Below are 15838 nucleotides of genomic sequence, written 5' to 3' on the forward strand. Positions count from 1 at the left end.
CCACCACCAGAGGAGCCGAATGTGAACCGCTCGATCCGCGCAACGACCTCCATGCTCGCCGTGGCGACCACTGCGGTGCTCGCGCTCGCCGGCTGCAGCGCCGCGACCACGAGCGAGTCCGGAGCGCCCGCGCAGGACGCGGTCGTCCGGCTCGCTGCGACGTCGCCGATGTCATGGGCTCAGCCGCACGTCGTCGCGAACGAGGGGGGCTGGGAGGAAGCGGGCATCGACCTGGAGCAGACCGAGTTCGCCACGGGGCGCGAGGCGCTGCAGGCACTGCTGGGCGGAGGCGCCGACATCGCCGAGGTGTCGGCGTCCAACGTGGTCTCGGCCGCCTACGCCGGCAACGACGTGGTCGTGCTCGGACGCGGCGGGACCTGGGGCTCCTGGAACGTCCTCGCGGACGCCGACTCGGGCATCGAGGAGGCGGGGGACCTCGTCGGCAAGCGGGTCGGCGTGACCACCGGCACGAGCTCCGAGATCGCCCTCACGAGCTTCCTGACCGAGAACGGCGTCGACGTGAAGTCGGTCGAGCTGGTCAACATCTCGCCCGCCGACATGACGAGCGCTCTCGCCTCCGGCTCGGTCGACGCGGTGAACCCCTGGCAGCCGAACGCGACGAAGACGATCGAGGAGCTGGGCGACGACGTCGTCGCGCTGCCCTACGACTACACCCAGAACTACCTCATCGGGACCACGCGGGCCTACCTCGACGAGAACCCGGACACGGTCGAGCGCTTCCTCGAGGCCTACGGATCCGCCGACGCGACCCTGACCGAGGATCCGGGGAAGGCGGCGGCCGCGGTCGCCGAGGCCGCGCAGATCGACGAGCAGACCCTGCGCACGGTGTGGGAGGACTACACCTTCAAGACGGCACCCGCGGACGAGGCGGTGGTCGACGAGATGAAGGACGTCGCTGCGCTGCTGACCGAGAACGGCAGCGTCTCGGGCGACGTGCCCGACTTCGCGTCGATGTTCCACACGTGGTGACGGTCGCGACGTCACGGGCGCTGGACCGGTCCGGGCGAGGGGCGCAGGGCCCCGCCGCTCGGGCGTGGACGGCGCGCCGGACCCTTCCCGCCCGGGTGTTCCCCCTCGTCGCCGCGATCTCGCTCGGGGTGCTGGTCGCCGCCTGGCAGCTCGGTGCGATGGCCGGGGTCATCAACGTGAACCTGTTCCCCGCGCCGTCCACGGTGGCGGGAGCGGCGGTCGAGCTCATGCAGACCGGTCAGTACTGGCGCGACCTCGGCGCGAGCCTCGGGCGCGCGGGCACCGGCTTCCTCATCGCGCTCGTGCTCGGGGTCGGCATGGGCCTCCTGACCGGCCGGCTCCTCGTGTTCCAGGTGGTCCTGGAACCGGTGCTCCAGATCCTGCGGCCGATCCCGGGAATCGCATGGGTGCCGTTCGCGATCCTCTGGTTCGGCGTCGGCGAGCTGCCGAAGATCTTCATCGTCACGCTCGGCGCGGTGCTCCCCATCTGGCTGAACACGCACATCGGCGCCTCGAGCACCCCGGTTCGGCACCTGGAGACCGCGGCGAGCCTCGGCGTGCGGGGCATCGAGGTGTTCGGGCGGGTGGTGCTCCCCGGAGCGCTCCCCTTCATCGTCGCCGGGATCCGGCAGGGCCTCGCGCTGTCGATCCTGATGCTCGCCGCGGCGGAGCAGACCGGCGCGTCGTCCGGCATCGGCTACCTGATCACGCAGTCGCACAGCGTCTTCCGCACGGACCGGATGCTCGTCGGGCTGATCAGCCTCGGGCTGCTCGGCGCCGTCGTCGATGCTGCCTTCAGCCGGCTGAGCCGCCGCGTGGTGCACTGGGAGCTGACGTCGTGAGCCTCCTCGAGGTCCGCGACCTCGACATCGAGTTCGCGACGACGTCGGGGCGGGTGCAGGCGGTCTCGGGGGTGTCCTTCTCGGCCGAGCCGGGGGAGACGGTGGTCCTGCTCGGCCCGAGCGGGTGCGGCAAGACGACCGTGCTGCGGACCGTCGGCGGCCTCGTCGCCCCCTCCTCCGGCACCGTCCGGTTCGAGGGGCGTGACGTGACCGGGCCCGGTGCCGATCGCGTGATGATGTTCCAGGAGCACTCGCTCTACCCGTGGCTCACGGTCGCGGGGAACATCGCCTTCGGTCTGCGCTCGAGCGGTGCTCCCCGCCGTCAGCGCGATGCCGCGGTCGCCGACTGGATCGGCCGCGTCCAGCTCACGGGTGCCGAGCGGCGCTACCCGAGCGAGCTGTCGGGCGGCATGCGGCAGCGCGTGGCGCTCGCCCGCAGCCTGGCGAGCGGTGCGCGCATGATCCTCATGGACGAGCCGTTCGCGGCGCTCGACGCGCAGACCCGCGTGGACATGCAGGAGCAGCTGCGCGCGCTGGTGCACGCCGAGTCGCGGAGCGTGCTCTTCGTCACCCACGACATCGACGAGGCCATCGCCCTCGGCGACCGGCTCATCGTGATGGGGACCCGGCCCGGCCGCATCGTCGACGAGCTCGAGAACCCGCTCGCGCCGGACCGTGGTCCCGGGACCTTCGCGTCGCCCGAGTACGGCCGGCTCAAGGAGCGCATCAGCCGGCTCATCCGCGAGGGGCGCGCACTGCGGACCCCATGACCTCCATGCACGACTCCCATCCGCTCTCGACAGAAGAAGCAGCCATGAGCACCACTGACCACGACCGATTCATGCGGATCGCCATCGGCGAAGCGCACCGCGGAGCCGCGATGGGCGAGCAGCCCTTCGGCGCCGTCGCCGTGCTGGGCGGCGAGGTGATCGCGCAGACCCCCTCGCTCAAGGTCTCGCGCTGCGATGCCACGGCGCACTCGGAGACGCTGTGCGCCGGCATGGCGACGCGGGCCGCAGGCCGGAGGCACCTTCCCGACGCGACGTTCTACGCCACGTGCGAGCCCTGCCCGATGTGTCTCGGCGCGGTGTTCGCGGCCGGCTTCGGCACCCTCGTGGTCGGCGCGCGCAACGCCGACATCCGGGTGCCCGGGCGCGCGGCCTTCAACTTCCGCGACTACTCGATCGAGCGCTTCGTCGAGATGGTCGGCTGGGACCTCGCCCTCGTCACCGGCGTGCGCAGCGACGAGTGCGTCGAGCTCTACCGCACGGCCGCGGTCGAGCTGACGCGCTGAGCGAGGAGGCCGAGATGCGATCAGACGCGGTCGACGCCGTGCTCCGGGGCCTCAAGCGCGCCGGGGTCACCGTCGCCACCTACCTGCCCGACTCCCTGCTGAAGGAGCTCTATCCCGCGCTGGACGCGGATCCGGACATCCGGACCATCCCCGTGACGAACGAGGGCGAGGGGGCGGCGATCGCGGGCGGGGTCTTCCTGTCCGGCAAGCGCGCCGTGCTCGTGATGGAGAACTCGGGCCTGCGTGCCGCCACGGAGCACCTCGCACGCCTCGGCCTCGGCGCCGGGATACCGGTCGTCATGATCATGAGCCACCGGGGCGAGCTGGGCGAGAACAACTGGTGGGCCATCCCGCACGGCATCACGATGGAACCGCTGCTGCAGACCCTCCGCACCCCCTACGTCGTCGTGCGCGACGTCGAGCAGATCGAGACCGCCGTGGTCCGCGCGTACGCCACCGCCTACGCGTCGTACCACCACGCCGCAGTCGTCCTCGGAGGGGATCTCGTCCGATGAGCTACAGCCGATTCGCCGCCATGCGGCTCCTCGCCGCTCGTCTCGAGCGCGAGCTCGTCGTCCTCTCGCTCGGCGGCGCCGTCGACGAGTGGTACAACGCCGCTCCGCACATGCGCGACGCGAGCCTGTTCCAGCAGCAGCTGGGCTGCGTGACGCCGGAGGCCTTCGGCCTCGCGGTGGGGCTCCCGCACCGTCGGATCGTGTCGCTCGACACGGACGGCGGCCTGCTGTTCAACCTGGGCATCCTCGCGACGCTCGGCAACGAGCAGCCCCCGAACCTCCTCATCGTGGTCTGGGACAACGAGCAGTACCAGTCCATCGGCGGTCCGCGCACGCACACCCGCGGCGGCCGCGTGGACCTCGCAGCCATCGCTCGCGGCGCCGGGGTGGCGCAGGCGTTCACCGCCGAGACGCTCGAGGAGTTCGACGCGCACTGCGCGGCGGGTCTCGCCGCCACGCAGCCGTACCTGGTGGTGGCGAAGACGGACGGCGTCCTCGAGCCGGGGATCAGGCGCAAGCACTCGGACGGCCGCGAGGACAAGTACATCTTCGTCCGCCACGTCGAGGCCAGCGAGGGGATCACGATCATGGGGCCGAGCGAGCACAACTGACGCCTGCGAGTGCCGCAGCAGCGCGAATCGTGCTCCGCCGGCTCCGGTGCAGCAGCGTGCAGGGCTTCCTGCACGGAGGGCCCGTCCCGCCTGCGTCAGCCCTGCTGCACGATGCGGTCGAGCCACTCGACGAGCAGGTCGCGCTCGGCGGAGGTGAGCGCGAGGAGCCGCGGGGCCGCAGCGCGCAGGGTGACGGCAGCGGCGGCGACCGGGTCGCCCTCCGCGCTCGCCGGCGCCTCGATCAGGATCTGCGCGAGCACGCCCCGGTACATCGCGTCCGACAGGCCGGGGTCGCGGTGCTCGACCGGGGTGGCCAGCAGGGTCTGGATGACGCCGATCCCGGCCGCCTGCACGAGGTCGACCGCCCGGTCCTCGCCGACGCGCAGCAGACCCGCCTCCGCGAGCCGGCGCACGCGGGCGACCAGGACCTCGCGCCCCGCGCGGGCGGCCGCCGACCCGCGGACCCGGTCGGGGTCGCTCAGGAGCCGGAACACGCCGGGGTTGCCGACGCCGAACTCGATCTGGGTGCGCCAGCCCTCCTCCAGGTCCTCGAGCGGGTCGACCCCCGACTCGGCGGCGTCCGAGGCGATGCGTGCCTTCGCGGCCGCCTGGGTCGCCATCGCGTGCTCCGCAACGGCCTCCAGCAGGCCGTCCTTGTCGCCGAACAGCCGATAGATGGTCGGCGCCTGCACACCGGCCGCGTCCGCCACCCTGCGGGTGGTCAGGGCGCCGGCCCCCTGGTCGGCGAGCAGCGCGGCGGCGACGTACACGATCCGCGCGCGCAGCTCGGTCCTGCTGGTCGTCGGCATGGGAACGACGATAACGACTTACCCGGATCGTTGATGTTACCGTTGGTAGCGCGCAAAGCGGTTCAATGGAAACGGAGTCCTCATGATCGTGATCACCGGTGCCACCGGCGCCCTCAACGGAGCCACCGCCGACCGCCTGCTGCAGTCCGTGCCGCCCGGCGACCTCGCCGTCGTCACGCGCGACCCGGCGAAGGCGGAGCGGTTCGCGGCCGCCGGCGTGGAGGTCCGCCGCGGCGACTACGCCGACCCCGGGTCGCTGCCCGCCGCCTTCGCGGGCGCGGACCGGCTGCTGCTCGTCTCCTCGAACGACCCCGGCGCCGACGCCGTCGCGCTGCACCGCACCGCCGTCGACGCGGCCGCCGAGGCGCGCGTCGGCCGCGTCCTCTACACGAGCCACCAGGGCGCCTCGCCCGACACCCCGTTCGGACCCGGGCGGGACCACGCCGCCACCGAGCAGCTCCTCGCCGCGTCGGGGCTGCCGTGGACGTCGCTGCGCAACGGCTTCTACGCGCACAGCCTGGGCTGGCTGCTCGGGCCGTGGCGCGAGACCGGCGAGGTCGTCGTGCCCGGCGACGGGCCGGTCTCGTGGACCTCCCGCGAGGACGCGGCCGAGGCGGCCGCGGCGATCCTCCTCAGCGAGCACCCCGCCGACGGCCCGGTGACGCTGACCGCACCCGCCGCGCCCACCTTCGAGGAGGTGGCGGCAGCCGCCGCGGAGGCGACGGGCCGGCCGGTCGGCTTCCGGGTCGTCGACGAGGACCGGTGGCTCGCCGACCAGGTCGCGGCCGGCCGGCCCGAGCCGGTGGCCCGCTTCACGCTCGGCATGTACCGGGCGGCGGCCGGCGGCTGGTTCGCGGGGACGAGCCCCGTGCTCGGCGAGCTGCTCGGCCGCCAGCCGCGCAGGTTCCGCGAGCAGCTCAGCGCCGCCGCCGCGCACTGACGTAGGAGCGCCGTCCGCCGCTCCCGCTTCAGCGGGGGCGGCGGACGGCGCGGGGCGGCGGGGCTCAGCGCCCGGCGGGCTCCGGCTCCTGCACCTGGGCGCCGGGGTGCGGGTGCGTGCGCTCGAGCGAGGCGCCCTCCACGTCGACGTCCGGGATGATCCGGTCGAGCCACCTCGGCAGCCACCACGCGCTCCGCCCGAGCAGGTGCATGGCCGCGGGGATGAGCAGCATCCGCACGACGAAGGCGTCGACGAGCACGCCGAAGGCGAGGCCGAACCCGATCGGGCGGACGATCGTGGCCTCGGAGAACACGAAGCCCGCGAACACCGACGTCATGATCAGCGCCGCCGCCGTCACGACGGCCCGACCGGCGTGCAGGCCGCGCTGCACCGCGAGCCTCGCCGGCGCACCGTGCGCGAACGCCTCCCGCATGCCCGACACCAGGAACAGCTGGTAGTCCATGGCGAGGCCGAAGAGCACGCCGATCTCGATGATCGGCAGGAAGCTCAGGATCGGGCCGGGGTCGTGGACGCCGAAGACCGGGCCGAGCCAGCCGAACTGGTAGACGGCGGTCAGCGCGCCGAAGGTGGCGAACAGGGACAGGACGAACCCGAGCGTCGCGGTGACGGGGACCAGGATCGAGCGGAAGACGATGATCAGGATGATCAGCGAGAGCCCGATCACGACGGCGAGGTAGAGCGGCAGCACCGCGCCGAGGTTCTCCGAGATGTCGATGTTGGCGCTCGCGTTACCCGCGACCCCGAGGTCGACGGGCCCGTCCGCCGTCGAGACGGGGGACAGGTCGCGCAGGTCGTGGACGAGCGTCTCGGTCTCCGGCGCGGTCGGCCCGGTGGTGGGCAGGACCTGGAAGGCGACGACCGTGCCGTCGTCGGAGGCGCCGATCGGCGCGAGGGCGCTGACGTGGTCCTGCGCGGCGATCCGCTCGCCGATGGTCGCCTCCTGCTCCAGCAGGGCGTTGCCCGTGGTGCGCCGGGGCAGGTCGGCGACGACGAGCAGCGGGCTGTTCTGCCCGGCGCCGAACTTCTCCGAGATGACCGAGTAGGCCTTGTACTGGCTCGAGTCGACGGGTTCGGAGGAGCCGTCCGGCAGCCCGAGACGCATCTGCAGCGCGGGCAGCGCGATGACGGCGAGCACCGCGACGCCGGCGACCAGGGTGCCGAGCGCCCGCAGGGTCGACATCGGGCGGTCGGGCACGCGGGACGCGTGCTCGTGCCCGATCGCGGCGCGCTCCTTGCGGCGCAGGATCCGCAGGCCGACGAGCGACAGGAGGGCGGGGGTGAACGAGACGGCCACGAGCACGGCGACGAGCACCGCCACCGCGCCGACCGTGCCCATGAGCCCGAGGAACGGGATGCCGGTGATGTTCAGGGCGAGCAGCGCGACGACGACCGTCGACCCGGCGAAGACGACGGCGGTGCCGGAGGTGCCGTTCGCGAGCCCGATCGACTCGTGCAGCTCGACGCCCTGCTTCAGCTGGTTCCGGTGCCGGTTCAGGATGAAGAGCGAGTAGTCGATGCCGACGGCGAGCCCGAGCATCACGCCGAGGAACGGCGTGACCGAGATGAACTGCACGAGGCTCGAGAAGGACAGGGCGCCGAGCAGCGCGACCCCGACGCCGAGCAGTGCGCTCGCGAGCGGCAGCACCGCGCCGACGACGGTCGTGAGGATCAGCAGCAGGACGACCGCGGCGACGGCGAGGCCGACGACCTCGCCGGGGCCGATGATCGACGGCACGCTCTGCGCGATCTCGTTGGAGACGTAGACGTCCACCCCGTCGATGCCGGCGTCGTCCGCCGCGTCGACCACGGACTGCTTGACCGCGGGCGGGACGGAGATCGTCGGCTGCCGGAACTGCACCGTCCCGACGGCGGCCGAGCCGTCCTCCGAGACGAGGCGGATGCCCTTGGACAGCGCCAGGAGCCGCTCGCCGACCGCGAGCCGCTCCTCGTTGGTCGAGAGCGTCTTGCGGCTGTCGTCGAGCTTCCGCTGGTTCGCGTCGAGCGTCTTCTGCTGCTCGTCGAGCTGCTGCTGGGCGGCGTCGAGCTGCGGCTTCGCGGCCGCGAGCTGTCCGGCCGCCCCGGCCTGTGCCCGCCGCTGGTCGAGCTGCTGCTGCGCGGCGTCGAGCTGCTGCTGGCCCTGGTCGAGCTGCTGCTGCGCGTCGCGCAGCTGCTTCCGGCCGTCCTCGAGCTGCTGCCTGCCTTCGGCGACCTCGGCCCGTCGGTCGTCGAGCTGCTGCTGCGCCGCGAAGGGGTCGACGGTCGAGCGCACGCCCGTCTCGTCGGCGACGTCGTCGAGCAGCGCCTTGACGGCGGTCTTCTGCTCGGCGGTGAACGGCGACCCGTCGGTCGTCTCGAACACGAGGCTGCCGGAGCCGCCGCTGGCGGAGGGGAACTTCCGCGCCAGCTCGTCGGTCACCTTGCTCGTCGCCGTGCCCGGGATGGAGATCGACGAGGAGATCGTGCCGCCGAAGACGCCGTACCCGACGCCGCCGAGGGCGAGGAGCACGATCCAGGTGACGATCACGGTCCAGTGGCGCCGGGCTGCGAAGCGCCCGAGACGGTAGAGCAGGCTGGCCATGGGGGTCGGTTCCCCTTCCTCTCACCTCGAGCGGTGAGGACGATCGAGGCCCGCGGGCCCGTGCTGGTGGTGTCGGTCTCAGGTCGGCATGTAGCCGGACCGCGTGCGGTCGAGGACGTGTTCGAGGAGCAGGGCCCACTCGGCGGCGGCCTCCTGGTCGGACCTGCCGACCCGGGCGACCGCCCACCGCTTCGCGATCACGGCGATCCCGTGCATCAGCGAGTTCACGAGCAGCTCCGCGTCGAGCGGGTCGACGCCGGGGTTGCGGCGACCGACCTCGATGACCAGCCGGTCGACGACGCGGGCGAAGGCCGCCTCGGTCAGATCGACGGCGGGCAGCCGGGACGTGCCGGTCGTCTCGAGCACGCTGAGGACGACGATGATGGCGGCGGGCAGGTCGGAGGCGCGCATGGCTGCGGCGAGCTCGTCGAACATCGCCGCGGGGCTGCCGTCGCCGACCGGCACGCCCGCCACGGTGGCGAGGAAGTCCTCGACGAGCACCGCGAGCGTCTCCTCGCAGACGGTCAGCAGCACGTCGTCCAGCCCGGCGAAGTGGTTGAAGACGGTCCGCCGGGCGACGTCGGCCCGCTCGGCCAACTCGTCGACCGAGAACGACGGGCCGCCGCGCTCGGCCACGAGCTCCGCGGCCGCGGCGAGTATCGCGGCGCGATGCCGCAGCTTGAGCGCTGTCCGGCGGTCGGAGGCGATCGGCAGCACGTCGATCACACTAGGTGCAATGTTGCACCAGGTGCAGCCGAAGCGTGATCCGGGCCTATGGATCGCCTTCGAGTCCGAGCGGTCCTCCGCGCCGCTCGAGGGAGGAGGAGCATTCGTGACCGACTTGATCGGCGTCCTGCTCGCGGTCCTCAGCGGCCTCGTCGTGTTCTGGCTGCTGCTGCTGCTGGCGGCGCTCGCAGGACAGGCGCGCCGTCACGGCGACCGTATCCGGCTGCAGGAGCTGCTGCGTCTGGTGCCGGACGTCGTCCGGCTGCTGGGCCGGCTGATCCGGGATCGCGGGGTCCCGTGGCGGGTGCGGGTGGTGCTGCTGCTGCTCCTCGCCTACCTGGCGTCGCCGATCGACCTCGTGTCGGACGTGCTGCCCGTCGTCGGCTACGCCGACGACGCGCTGGTCGTCGCGCTGGCGCTCCGCTTCGCGGTGCGCCAGGCGGGGCGCGACGTCCTCGAACGGGCCTGGCCCGGGACGGACGCAGGCCTCCCGGCGCTGCTGCGGCTGGCCGGGATCCGGGACGAGGGTGGCTGAGGATCCGGGCCGTCCTCGACGGGCGGGCGGGTGGCACCCGAACTCGCGGCAGGCCGCGAGCGGCCGGAGTCGCTACGGTCGGCCCGCGGCGTCGCCGGCTCGTGCAGCCGGGTGCGCCCAGCTCATCCGGACCGAGGTCTTCCACGTCGTCATCGTCGTCGCCGCTGACCGGTCGACCCGCCGTCCGCGGCCCGGGGCGCCTGCACCGCTGGCACGAGCGGTGGGTGGTGGAGGTGCGCACCTTCGCTCTGGCCGAGCGGCGGCGCACCCGTGCGCTCGCGGCGGTCCTCGTCGCGGTCGGGCTCGCGGTCTTCCTCGTGCTGCTCGTGAGCGTGCTGACGCACAGCGGGGTCCAGCGCCTCGACCGCCCTGTGGAGGCCGGGTTCGACGGGCGCCGGGACGCGGACCGCAGCACGGTGATGACCGTCCTCGCGCTCGTGTTCGGGCCGGTCGGGATGCCGGTCATCGTGCTCGTCGCGGTCGTGGTGTGGGTCGTGCTCGCGCGGCGCCTCTGGCGCCCGCTGCTGCTGCTCGCCGAGATGGTCGTCGGCGTGGGCCTCGCGCAGATCCTCGCCCCGCTGGTGCGGCACCCGCGGCCCCCGGTCGGGCAGATGCTGCTCGGCCCGGACCACACCTTCTCCTTCCCGTCGGGGCACGTGCTCGGGATGTCGCACTTCTTCTTCCTCACCGCCTACCTGCTCGCGAGCCGCATCCGGAGGACGTGGGTCACGGTCCTCGCGACCGCCGTCGCGGTCGCCGCGGTGGGGGCGCAGGTCGTCAGCCGGCTCTACCTCGGCTGCCACTGGCTGACCGACGTCAGCGCGTCGGTGGCCCTGTCCGCCGTGATCGTCGGCGCCGTGATCGTGATCGACATGCGGCGCACGGTCCGCGTCGACGGCGAGCCGATCCGCGACCGGCGACACTCGGCGCTGCAGGCGGACGGCACCTGACGGCACGCCTGCCTCCCGGTGCGCAGCGCAGACGCCTCCGGCTCAGACGCCGACGGGACGCCGCCCGATCTGCAGCACGTGCTGCACCGGCGCGCAGCACGAGCCCGTTCCGAGGTCGGCGTCGGCGTCGAGCAGCCCGCTGCCGCCGCAGACGCCCGTCTCGGGGAGTGCGAGCTCCACCCGCTCGGCCGCCGCGCCGTCGCCGGCGAGCATGGCGACGACGCTGCGGACCTGCTCGTACCCGGTCATCGCCAGGAACGTCGGGGCGCGCCCGTAGGACTTCGCGCCGAGCAGGTAGAAGTCCGGCTCCGGCTGCGCGAGATCGGCCTCGCCCGTCGCCCGCACGGTGCCGCAGCTGTGGACGTTCGGATCGATTTCGGCCGCGAGCCGCCGCGGAGCCTGCAGCGTCGGGTCGAGGTCCAGTCGGATCTCGGACAGGAAGGACAGATCCGGCCGGAACCCCGTCAGCACGATCACGCGGTCGGCGTCGCCGATCCTGCGCCCGTCCTCCGCGACCACCGTCGTCCGGCCGCCGTCGGTCTCGAACCGCTCGATCCGGAACCCCGTCACGAGCTCGACCGCGCCCGAGTCGACCGCCCGCCGAGCGTGCAGGCCGATCGCGCCTCGAGCCGGCAGCTGATCGGCCTCGCCGCCGCCGAGCGAGGCGCCGACCGCTCCGCGGCGCAGCACCCAGGTCACCCGCGCGGCCGGCGCGGAGCCCCCCGGACGCACGAGCCCGTTCACGGCGGTCATGGCGGAGTGCCCGCTGCCCACGACCACCACGTGGCGGCCGGCGAGACCGCCCTCGGTCCGCAGGTCGGGGACGCGGTAGGTGATCGACGGGGCGGTCCGCTCGCCGATCGCCGGCAGTCCGTCAGCGCCGGCGGGGTTCGGCTGCGCCCAGCTGCCCGAGGCGTCCAGCACCGCTCGCGCACGGATCCGCTCCTCCGAGCCGTCGGCCCGCTGGACGTGGACCACGAACGGCTGCTCCCCTCGGCCGGCGTCGACGACGCGATCGCGCCCGAGACGGCTGACGCCGACGACGCGGGTCCCGGTCCGCACCCGGTCTCCGAGCGCGGCGGCGAGCGGCGCCAGGTACTGGTCGGCCCACTCCGAGCCGAGGGGGTGGCCAGAAGGCGGAGCGGACCACCCGGTCGCACCGAGCAGCCGAGCCGCCGCGGCGTCGACCAGCTCGCTCCAGTCCGAGAACAGCCGGACGTGACCCCACTCGCGCACCGCAGCGGCAGGGCTGTCGCCGGCCTCGAGGGCGAGGGGCTCCAGGCCCCGCTCGAGCAGGTGCGCGCCTGCGGCGAGGCCCTGGGGGCCCGCACCGATCACGACGACGGGCAGCGTCTCGTCCATCTCGGGTCCCTTCCATCGAAGAACGACGATGCGTCCACGATGCTCGGTGCATCGACAGATGTCAATACGAATGGCAGGATGGCCGCATGACCAGCACGCTCCCGCTGCGGGCCGGGACGGCCGACGCCTGCTGCGGCAGCGTCGCCGACGGCGCGGTCGACGCCGAGCGCGCTGCGCGCATCGCCCGGGTGTTCAAGGCGCTCGGGGATCCGACCCGGGTCCGCCTGCTCTCGCTCATCGCCGCCGGCGAGAACGGCGAGGCGTGCATCTGCGACCTCACCGGGCCCGTCGGGCTCTCGCAGCCGACCGTCTCCCACCACATGAGGCTGCTCGTCGACGCCGGCCTCGCCACTCGCGAGCAGCGCGGACGCTGGGCCTACTACCGCGTCGTCGACGGCTCCCTCGAGGCCGCGGCGCAGTCCCTGCTGCCGCGATGACCGGGCCCGTCGTCCGCCCCATGACGGCGGACGACTGGCCCCGGGTCGACGCGATCCACCGCGCCGGCATCGCGACCGGGCACGCGACGTTCGAGTCGGAGCCGCCGACCTGGCACGCCTTCGACGCATCGCGACGCCCCGACCTGCGCCTCGTCGCCGTCCTCGACGGCGGAGTCACCGGATGGGCCGCCGCGTCGCCGACATCCGCGCGAGCGGTGTATCGGGGCGTCGTCGAGCACTCCGTCTACGTCGACCCGGACGCCCGCGGCCGGGGGATCGGATCGGCCCTGCTCGCCGCGCTCTGCTCCACTGCGGAAGCCGCCGGCTGCTGGACCATCCAGTCGAGCATCTTCCCCGAGAACGAAGCCAGTCTCCGACTCCACGAGCGGCACGGCTTCCGGCGGGTCGGCACCCGCGAACGGATCGCGCTCATGACCTACGGGCCGCTCGCCGGCCGCTGGCGGGACACCGTGCTCGTGGAGCGCAGGACGAGCGCCTCGACCGCGCTCGCCGGCGGCGTGGTCGGCGACCCGGTGCGGCCCGGAGGTCGGAACTGAGCCGGCCGAGACGGATCCAGGTGCCGGATCCATCGTCCGACTCGCGGACGTGCCTGCGGGACGCGTCGCAGGGACGCCGTCACAAGCCGACTTCAGTCGCGCATGCGCTGGCGCGAGGGCCGTCGATGGGACCGGGGTTCAGGTGGTGGCTCCGACCGGCGTCGATCCGGTGACCTTTCGATTTTCAGTCGAACGCTCTACCAACTGAGCTACAGAGCCGAAGGCGCACGGCTCCCGCCGCACTCCGCGACCCTGACGGGACTTGAACCCGCGACCTCCGCCGTGACAGGGCGGCACGCTAACCAACTGCGCTACAGGGCCTTGCTGTGGTGAACCGCCGCCGTCGGGATCGTGACCCCAACGGGATTCGAACCCGTGCTGCCGCCGTGAAAGGGCGGTGTCCTAGGCCGCTAAACGATGGGGCCGGAACCCCCGTCGCCGGGTTCACCGGGGGACGAACATACCCGATGCCGCGAGGAAGCGCGAACGCGGCGGCACGGGCGCGCCGCGCCCGGTGCCCTGGAGACCCCGGGTTAGCCTCGCCGTCTCGGTGCGCGGGGGCGCCCGGGGGAGGGGCTGCATGGGGTCGCACACGCGCCGCGCGATGATCGCGGCGGCGGCGGCAGGGGTCGTCGCGCTCGTCGCGGTGCCCGTCGCCGCGCAGGCGGACGAGTACCCGACCTGGGCCGAGGTCCAGCGCGCTCGGAAGGACGTGCGGCTGCAGGCGCAGGAGGTCGCGCGCCTCAAGTCGCTGCTCGCGAAGTCGCGGGAGCTCGCGGAGGCGGCGCAGCGGGAGGCGCAGGCCAAGGGCGCGACCTATCAGGCCGCCCGCGCCCGGGTGGACGCGGCGAGCGAGCGCATCGACACCATCGCCAAGCAGGTCAAGCGGGACCGGCGGCGGGCCGACGAGGCCATGCAGCGCGCCGGGCAGCTGGCGGCGCAGCTGAGCCGCACGGGGGGCACCGACCCGGAGACGTCCCTGCTCTTCTCGGGCGGCAGCGACGAGGGGCCTTCGGACTTCCTCGCGAAGCTCGGCCGCCTGTCCAAGCTGACGGAGTCCAACGGCGCGATCGCCGCGGACGCGCAGGCCGCGAAGAACGCGGCCGAAGCGACGCAGGCGCAGCTGCAGGAGGCGAAGGACCAGCTCGTCGAGCTGCGGAACCAGGCGAAGGTCGCCCTCGACGCCGCCGTCCGTGCCAGCGAGGCCGCGAACGCCAAGGTGCAGGCGGAGGAGGACAAGCAGGTCGAGCTGCAGGCCCTGCTCGACGCGCTCCAGGCGAAGTCCGACTCGGTCGCCGCCGGCTACCAGCGCGGTGTCGCCGCGCGCAAGGCCGCGCTGCGCGCGCAGACCGCGACGAAGGCCGTGACGACCACCGGCTGGGCGCTGCCCGCCTCCGGCCCCATCACCGGCCGGTTCGGCCCCCGCCCGAACCAGCCGGCGGGCGCCAACTACTTCCACCGCGGCACCGACATCGGCGCCGCCTACGGCAGCCCGATCTACGCCGCGCACGCCGGCACCGTCACCTACGCGGGCTGGTTCGGCACATACGGCTACTGGATCGAGATCAACAACGGCGACGGGATCTCGACTGGCTACGCCCACATCCGGCCGGGCGGCATCTTCGTCCGGGTCGGGCAGCAGGTGACCGCCGGCCAGAACATCGCGTCGGTCGGCGCGACGGGCGCGGCCACCGGCCCGCACCTGCACTTCGAGACCCGCGTCAACGAGGTGGCGCAGGACGCGCAGCCGTTCATGGCGGCCCGCGGCATCACCCTCTGAGTCCTCGAGCAGGACATCCGCCCCGCAGCAGGAGATCCGACGGGCGGATGTCCTGCCGACGGGCGGATGTCCTGCTGCAGGGCGCTCCCGGCGGAGGTCAGGAGTGGTCGGCGCCCGCCTCGGTCAGGCGGGTGAAGCCGTCCTGCACGATCCGCTCGGCCTCGGCGGCGTCGCCCCAGCCCTCGATGTTCACGAACTTGCCCGGCTCGAGGTCCTTGTAGCGGCGGAAGAAGTGCTCGATCTCGTTCTTCGTCTGCTCCGGCACGTCCCCGATGTCCTGGATGTGCTGCCAGCGCGGATCCTTGTGCGGCACGACGACGACCTTGGCGTCGGAGCCGGCCTCGTCGCTCATGTTCAGCACGCCGACCGGGCGCACCTTGACGCCGACCCCGGGGAAGACCGGGTACTCGAGCAGCACGAGCGCGTCGACCGGGTCGCCGTCGAGGCCGAGCGTGTTCTCGAAGAAGCCGTAGTCGACCGGGTAGACGAAGGCGGTGAAGAGCACGCGGTCGAGGAAGACGCGGCCGGTGACGTGGTCGACCTCGTACTTGTTGCGGCTCCCCTTCGGGATCTCGACCATCACGTCGTACGCGGCCATCGTCCGTGCCCCTTCCGCCCAGCGCCCGGCGGTCCTCCGCCCACGCGGCCATAACGTTAGCGAGTGCCCGACCGCCCGCGCCTGACGCCGGCGACGGCGGACGTGCGCCGGGCCGTGCGCGACGCGCTGCCGCTCGTGCCCGCAGCAGCGGGGACGGAGGCGCTCGTCGCGCTGTCCGGCGGGCCCGACTCCCTCGCCCTCGCCGCGGGCGCCGCCTTCGAGGGGCCGCGGGCGGGCCGGCGGATCGGCGCGGTCGTGGTCGACCACGGGCTGCAGGCCGGCTCGGCCGAGGC

At 73.3% G+C, this 15838-nt stretch carries 17 protein-coding genes, 3 tRNA genes and 1 pseudogene; 13 read left to right on the forward strand and 8 right to left on the reverse strand.

Going from position 1 to position 15838, the window contains the following annotated elements:
* Positions 1-21 precede the first annotated feature (21 nt).
* From ACFSBI_RS14790 to ACFSBI_RS14815, 6 genes are all read left to right on the forward strand, one after another.
* On the forward strand, positions 22-990 hold the full coding sequence (locus tag ACFSBI_RS14790) for an ABC transporter substrate-binding protein (RefSeq protein WP_377936262.1): 969 nt from the start codon (positions 22-24) through the stop codon (positions 988-990).
* Positions 991-1085: 95 nt separating this feature from the next.
* A complete protein-coding gene (locus ACFSBI_RS14795) occupies positions 1086-1832 on the forward strand; it encodes an ABC transporter permease (protein ID WP_377936264.1) in 747 nt (248 codons plus the stop codon).
* Positions 1829-2602, forward strand: coding sequence for an ABC transporter ATP-binding protein (locus ACFSBI_RS14800; RefSeq protein ID WP_377936265.1), 774 nt, complete (start codon positions 1829-1831; stop codon positions 2600-2602). Before ACFSBI_RS14795 ends, ACFSBI_RS14800 begins: the two co-directional genes overlap by 4 nt.
* A gap of 44 nt (positions 2603-2646) precedes the next feature.
* The gene (locus ACFSBI_RS14805; RefSeq protein WP_377936267.1) at positions 2647-3126 is read left to right on the forward strand and encodes a nucleoside deaminase; all 480 of its coding nucleotides are present in this window, start codon (positions 2647-2649) and stop codon (positions 3124-3126) included.
* Positions 3127-3140: 14 nt separating this feature from the next.
* Positions 3141-3641 (forward strand): thiamine pyrophosphate-binding protein, encoded by a 501-nt coding sequence (locus ACFSBI_RS14810; protein ID WP_377936269.1) that lies wholly within the window; start codon positions 3141-3143, stop codon positions 3639-3641.
* On the forward strand, positions 3638-4252 hold the full coding sequence (locus ACFSBI_RS14815) for a thiamine pyrophosphate-dependent enzyme (protein WP_377936271.1): 615 nt from the start codon (positions 3638-3640) through the stop codon (positions 4250-4252). Before ACFSBI_RS14810 ends, ACFSBI_RS14815 begins: the two co-directional genes overlap by 4 nt.
* 95 nt (positions 4253-4347) lie before the next feature.
* Here ACFSBI_RS14815 and ACFSBI_RS14820 read toward each other — a convergent pair whose 3' ends face one another.
* On the reverse strand, positions 4348-5061 hold the full coding sequence (locus ACFSBI_RS14820) for a TetR/AcrR family transcriptional regulator (RefSeq protein WP_377936273.1): 714 nt from the start codon (positions 5059-5061) through the stop codon (positions 4348-4350).
* A gap of 82 nt (positions 5062-5143) precedes the next feature.
* On the opposite strand from ACFSBI_RS14820, the gene ACFSBI_RS14825 reads away from it, so the two are divergent.
* Positions 5144-6001 (forward strand): NAD(P)H-binding protein, encoded by an 858-nt coding sequence (locus tag ACFSBI_RS14825; protein WP_377936275.1) that lies wholly within the window; start codon positions 5144-5146, stop codon positions 5999-6001.
* Positions 6002-6065: 64 nt separating this feature from the next.
* Here the strand turns inward: ACFSBI_RS14825 and ACFSBI_RS14830 are convergent, their stop codons facing one another.
* Positions 6066-8600, reverse strand: coding sequence for an MMPL family transporter (locus ACFSBI_RS14830; protein WP_377936277.1), 2535 nt, complete (start codon positions 8598-8600; stop codon positions 6066-6068).
* A 78-nt stretch (positions 8601-8678) separates the two neighbouring features.
* Positions 8679-9317, reverse strand: a complete 639-nt coding sequence (locus ACFSBI_RS14835; protein ID WP_377936279.1) for a TetR/AcrR family transcriptional regulator — start codon at positions 9315-9317, stop codon at positions 8679-8681.
* Between the two features lie 115 nt (positions 9318-9432).
* Between ACFSBI_RS14835 and ACFSBI_RS14840 the strand changes: the two genes are divergently transcribed.
* Positions 9433-9861: a YkvA family protein gene (locus ACFSBI_RS14840; RefSeq protein WP_377936281.1), complete on the forward strand. Its 429-nt coding sequence runs from the start codon at positions 9433-9435 to the stop codon at positions 9859-9861.
* Between the two features lie 224 nt (positions 9862-10085).
* Complete coding sequence (locus tag ACFSBI_RS14845) at positions 10086-10811, forward strand: phosphatase PAP2 family protein (RefSeq protein WP_377936283.1); 726 nt, start codon at positions 10086-10088, stop codon at positions 10809-10811.
* A gap of 42 nt (positions 10812-10853) precedes the next feature.
* Here the strand turns inward: ACFSBI_RS14845 and ACFSBI_RS14850 are convergent, their stop codons facing one another.
* Entirely contained in the window at positions 10854-12173 is a 1320-nt protein-coding gene (locus ACFSBI_RS14850; RefSeq protein WP_377936285.1) for an NAD(P)-binding domain-containing protein, read from the reverse strand.
* Between the two features lie 86 nt (positions 12174-12259).
* Here ACFSBI_RS14850 and ACFSBI_RS14855 point away from each other — a divergent pair, with 86 nt between their 5' ends.
* Together ACFSBI_RS14855 and ACFSBI_RS14860 are read left to right on the forward strand one after the other, a co-directional pair.
* A complete protein-coding gene (locus tag ACFSBI_RS14855) occupies positions 12260-12610 on the forward strand; it encodes an ArsR/SmtB family transcription factor (RefSeq protein ID WP_377936286.1) in 351 nt (116 codons plus the stop codon).
* Entirely contained in the window at positions 12607-13167 is a 561-nt protein-coding gene (locus ACFSBI_RS14860) for a GNAT family N-acetyltransferase (protein ID WP_377936288.1), read from the forward strand. The genes ACFSBI_RS14855 and ACFSBI_RS14860 overlap by 4 nt, the downstream gene beginning before the upstream one ends.
* A gap of 143 nt (positions 13168-13310) precedes the next feature.
* On the opposite strand, the gene ACFSBI_RS14865 is transcribed toward ACFSBI_RS14860, so the two are convergent.
* From ACFSBI_RS14865 to ACFSBI_RS14875, 3 genes are all read right to left on the reverse strand, one after another.
* A tRNA-Phe gene (locus ACFSBI_RS14865) sits at positions 13311-13386 on the reverse strand.
* Between the two features lie 28 nt (positions 13387-13414).
* Positions 13415-13488: transfer RNA gene (locus ACFSBI_RS14870), tRNA-Asp, on the reverse strand.
* 31 nt (positions 13489-13519) lie between these two features.
* Positions 13520-13592, reverse strand: a tRNA-Glu gene (locus ACFSBI_RS14875).
* 155 nt (positions 13593-13747) lie between these two features.
* On the opposite strand from ACFSBI_RS14875, the gene ACFSBI_RS14880 reads away from it, so the two are divergent.
* Positions 13748-14947: a M23 family metallopeptidase gene (locus tag ACFSBI_RS14880; protein WP_377936290.1), complete on the forward strand. Its 1200-nt coding sequence runs from the start codon at positions 13748-13750 to the stop codon at positions 14945-14947.
* A gap of 97 nt (positions 14948-15044) precedes the next feature.
* On the opposite strand, the gene ACFSBI_RS14885 is transcribed toward ACFSBI_RS14880, so the two are convergent.
* Entirely contained in the window at positions 15045-15545 is a 501-nt protein-coding gene (locus tag ACFSBI_RS14885; RefSeq protein ID WP_377936291.1) for an inorganic diphosphatase, read from the reverse strand.
* Between the two features lie 63 nt (positions 15546-15608).
* On the opposite strand from ACFSBI_RS14885, the pseudogene ACFSBI_RS14890 reads away from it, so the two are divergent.
* A pseudogene (locus ACFSBI_RS14890) lies at positions 15609-15838 on the forward strand (tRNA lysidine(34) synthetase TilS); the annotation flags it as partial.

Source organism: Amnibacterium endophyticum (genome assembly GCF_042680685.1).
Lineage (GTDB): Bacteria > Actinomycetota > Actinomycetes > Actinomycetales > Microbacteriaceae > Amnibacterium > Amnibacterium endophyticum.

Excerpts from the sequence above, each read along its gene's own strand:
- ACFSBI_RS14825 (WP_377936275.1), top strand. The coding sequence starts at position 5,144 with ATGATCGTGATCACCGGTGCCACCGGCGCCCTCAACGGAGCCACCGCC.
- ACFSBI_RS14805 (WP_377936267.1), top strand. The coding sequence starts at position 2,647 with ATGAGCACCACTGACCACGACCGATTCATGCGGATCGCCATCGGCGAA.
- ACFSBI_RS14820 (WP_377936273.1), bottom strand. The coding sequence starts at position 5,061 with ATGCCGACGACCAGCAGGACCGAGCTGCGCGCGCGGATCGTGTACGTC.
- ACFSBI_RS14815 (WP_377936271.1), top strand. The coding sequence starts at position 3,638 with ATGAGCTACAGCCGATTCGCCGCCATGCGGCTCCTCGCCGCTCGTCTC.
- ACFSBI_RS14850 (WP_377936285.1), bottom strand. The coding sequence starts at position 12,173 with ATGGACGAGACGCTGCCCGTCGTCGTGATCGGTGCGGGCCCCCAGGGC.
- ACFSBI_RS14830 (WP_377936277.1), bottom strand. The coding sequence starts at position 8,600 with ATGGCCAGCCTGCTCTACCGTCTCGGGCGCTTCGCAGCCCGGCGCCAC.
- ACFSBI_RS14885 (WP_377936291.1), bottom strand. The coding sequence starts at position 15,545 with ATGGCCGCGTACGACGTGATGGTCGAGATCCCGAAGGGGAGCCGCAAC.
- ACFSBI_RS14860 (WP_377936288.1), top strand. The coding sequence starts at position 12,607 with ATGACCGGGCCCGTCGTCCGCCCCATGACGGCGGACGACTGGCCCCGG.
- ACFSBI_RS14880 (WP_377936290.1), top strand. The coding sequence starts at position 13,748 with ATGGGGTCGCACACGCGCCGCGCGATGATCGCGGCGGCGGCGGCAGGG.
- ACFSBI_RS14855 (WP_377936286.1), top strand. The coding sequence starts at position 12,260 with ATGACCAGCACGCTCCCGCTGCGGGCCGGGACGGCCGACGCCTGCTGC.
- ACFSBI_RS14810 (WP_377936269.1), top strand. The coding sequence starts at position 3,141 with ATGCGATCAGACGCGGTCGACGCCGTGCTCCGGGGCCTCAAGCGCGCC.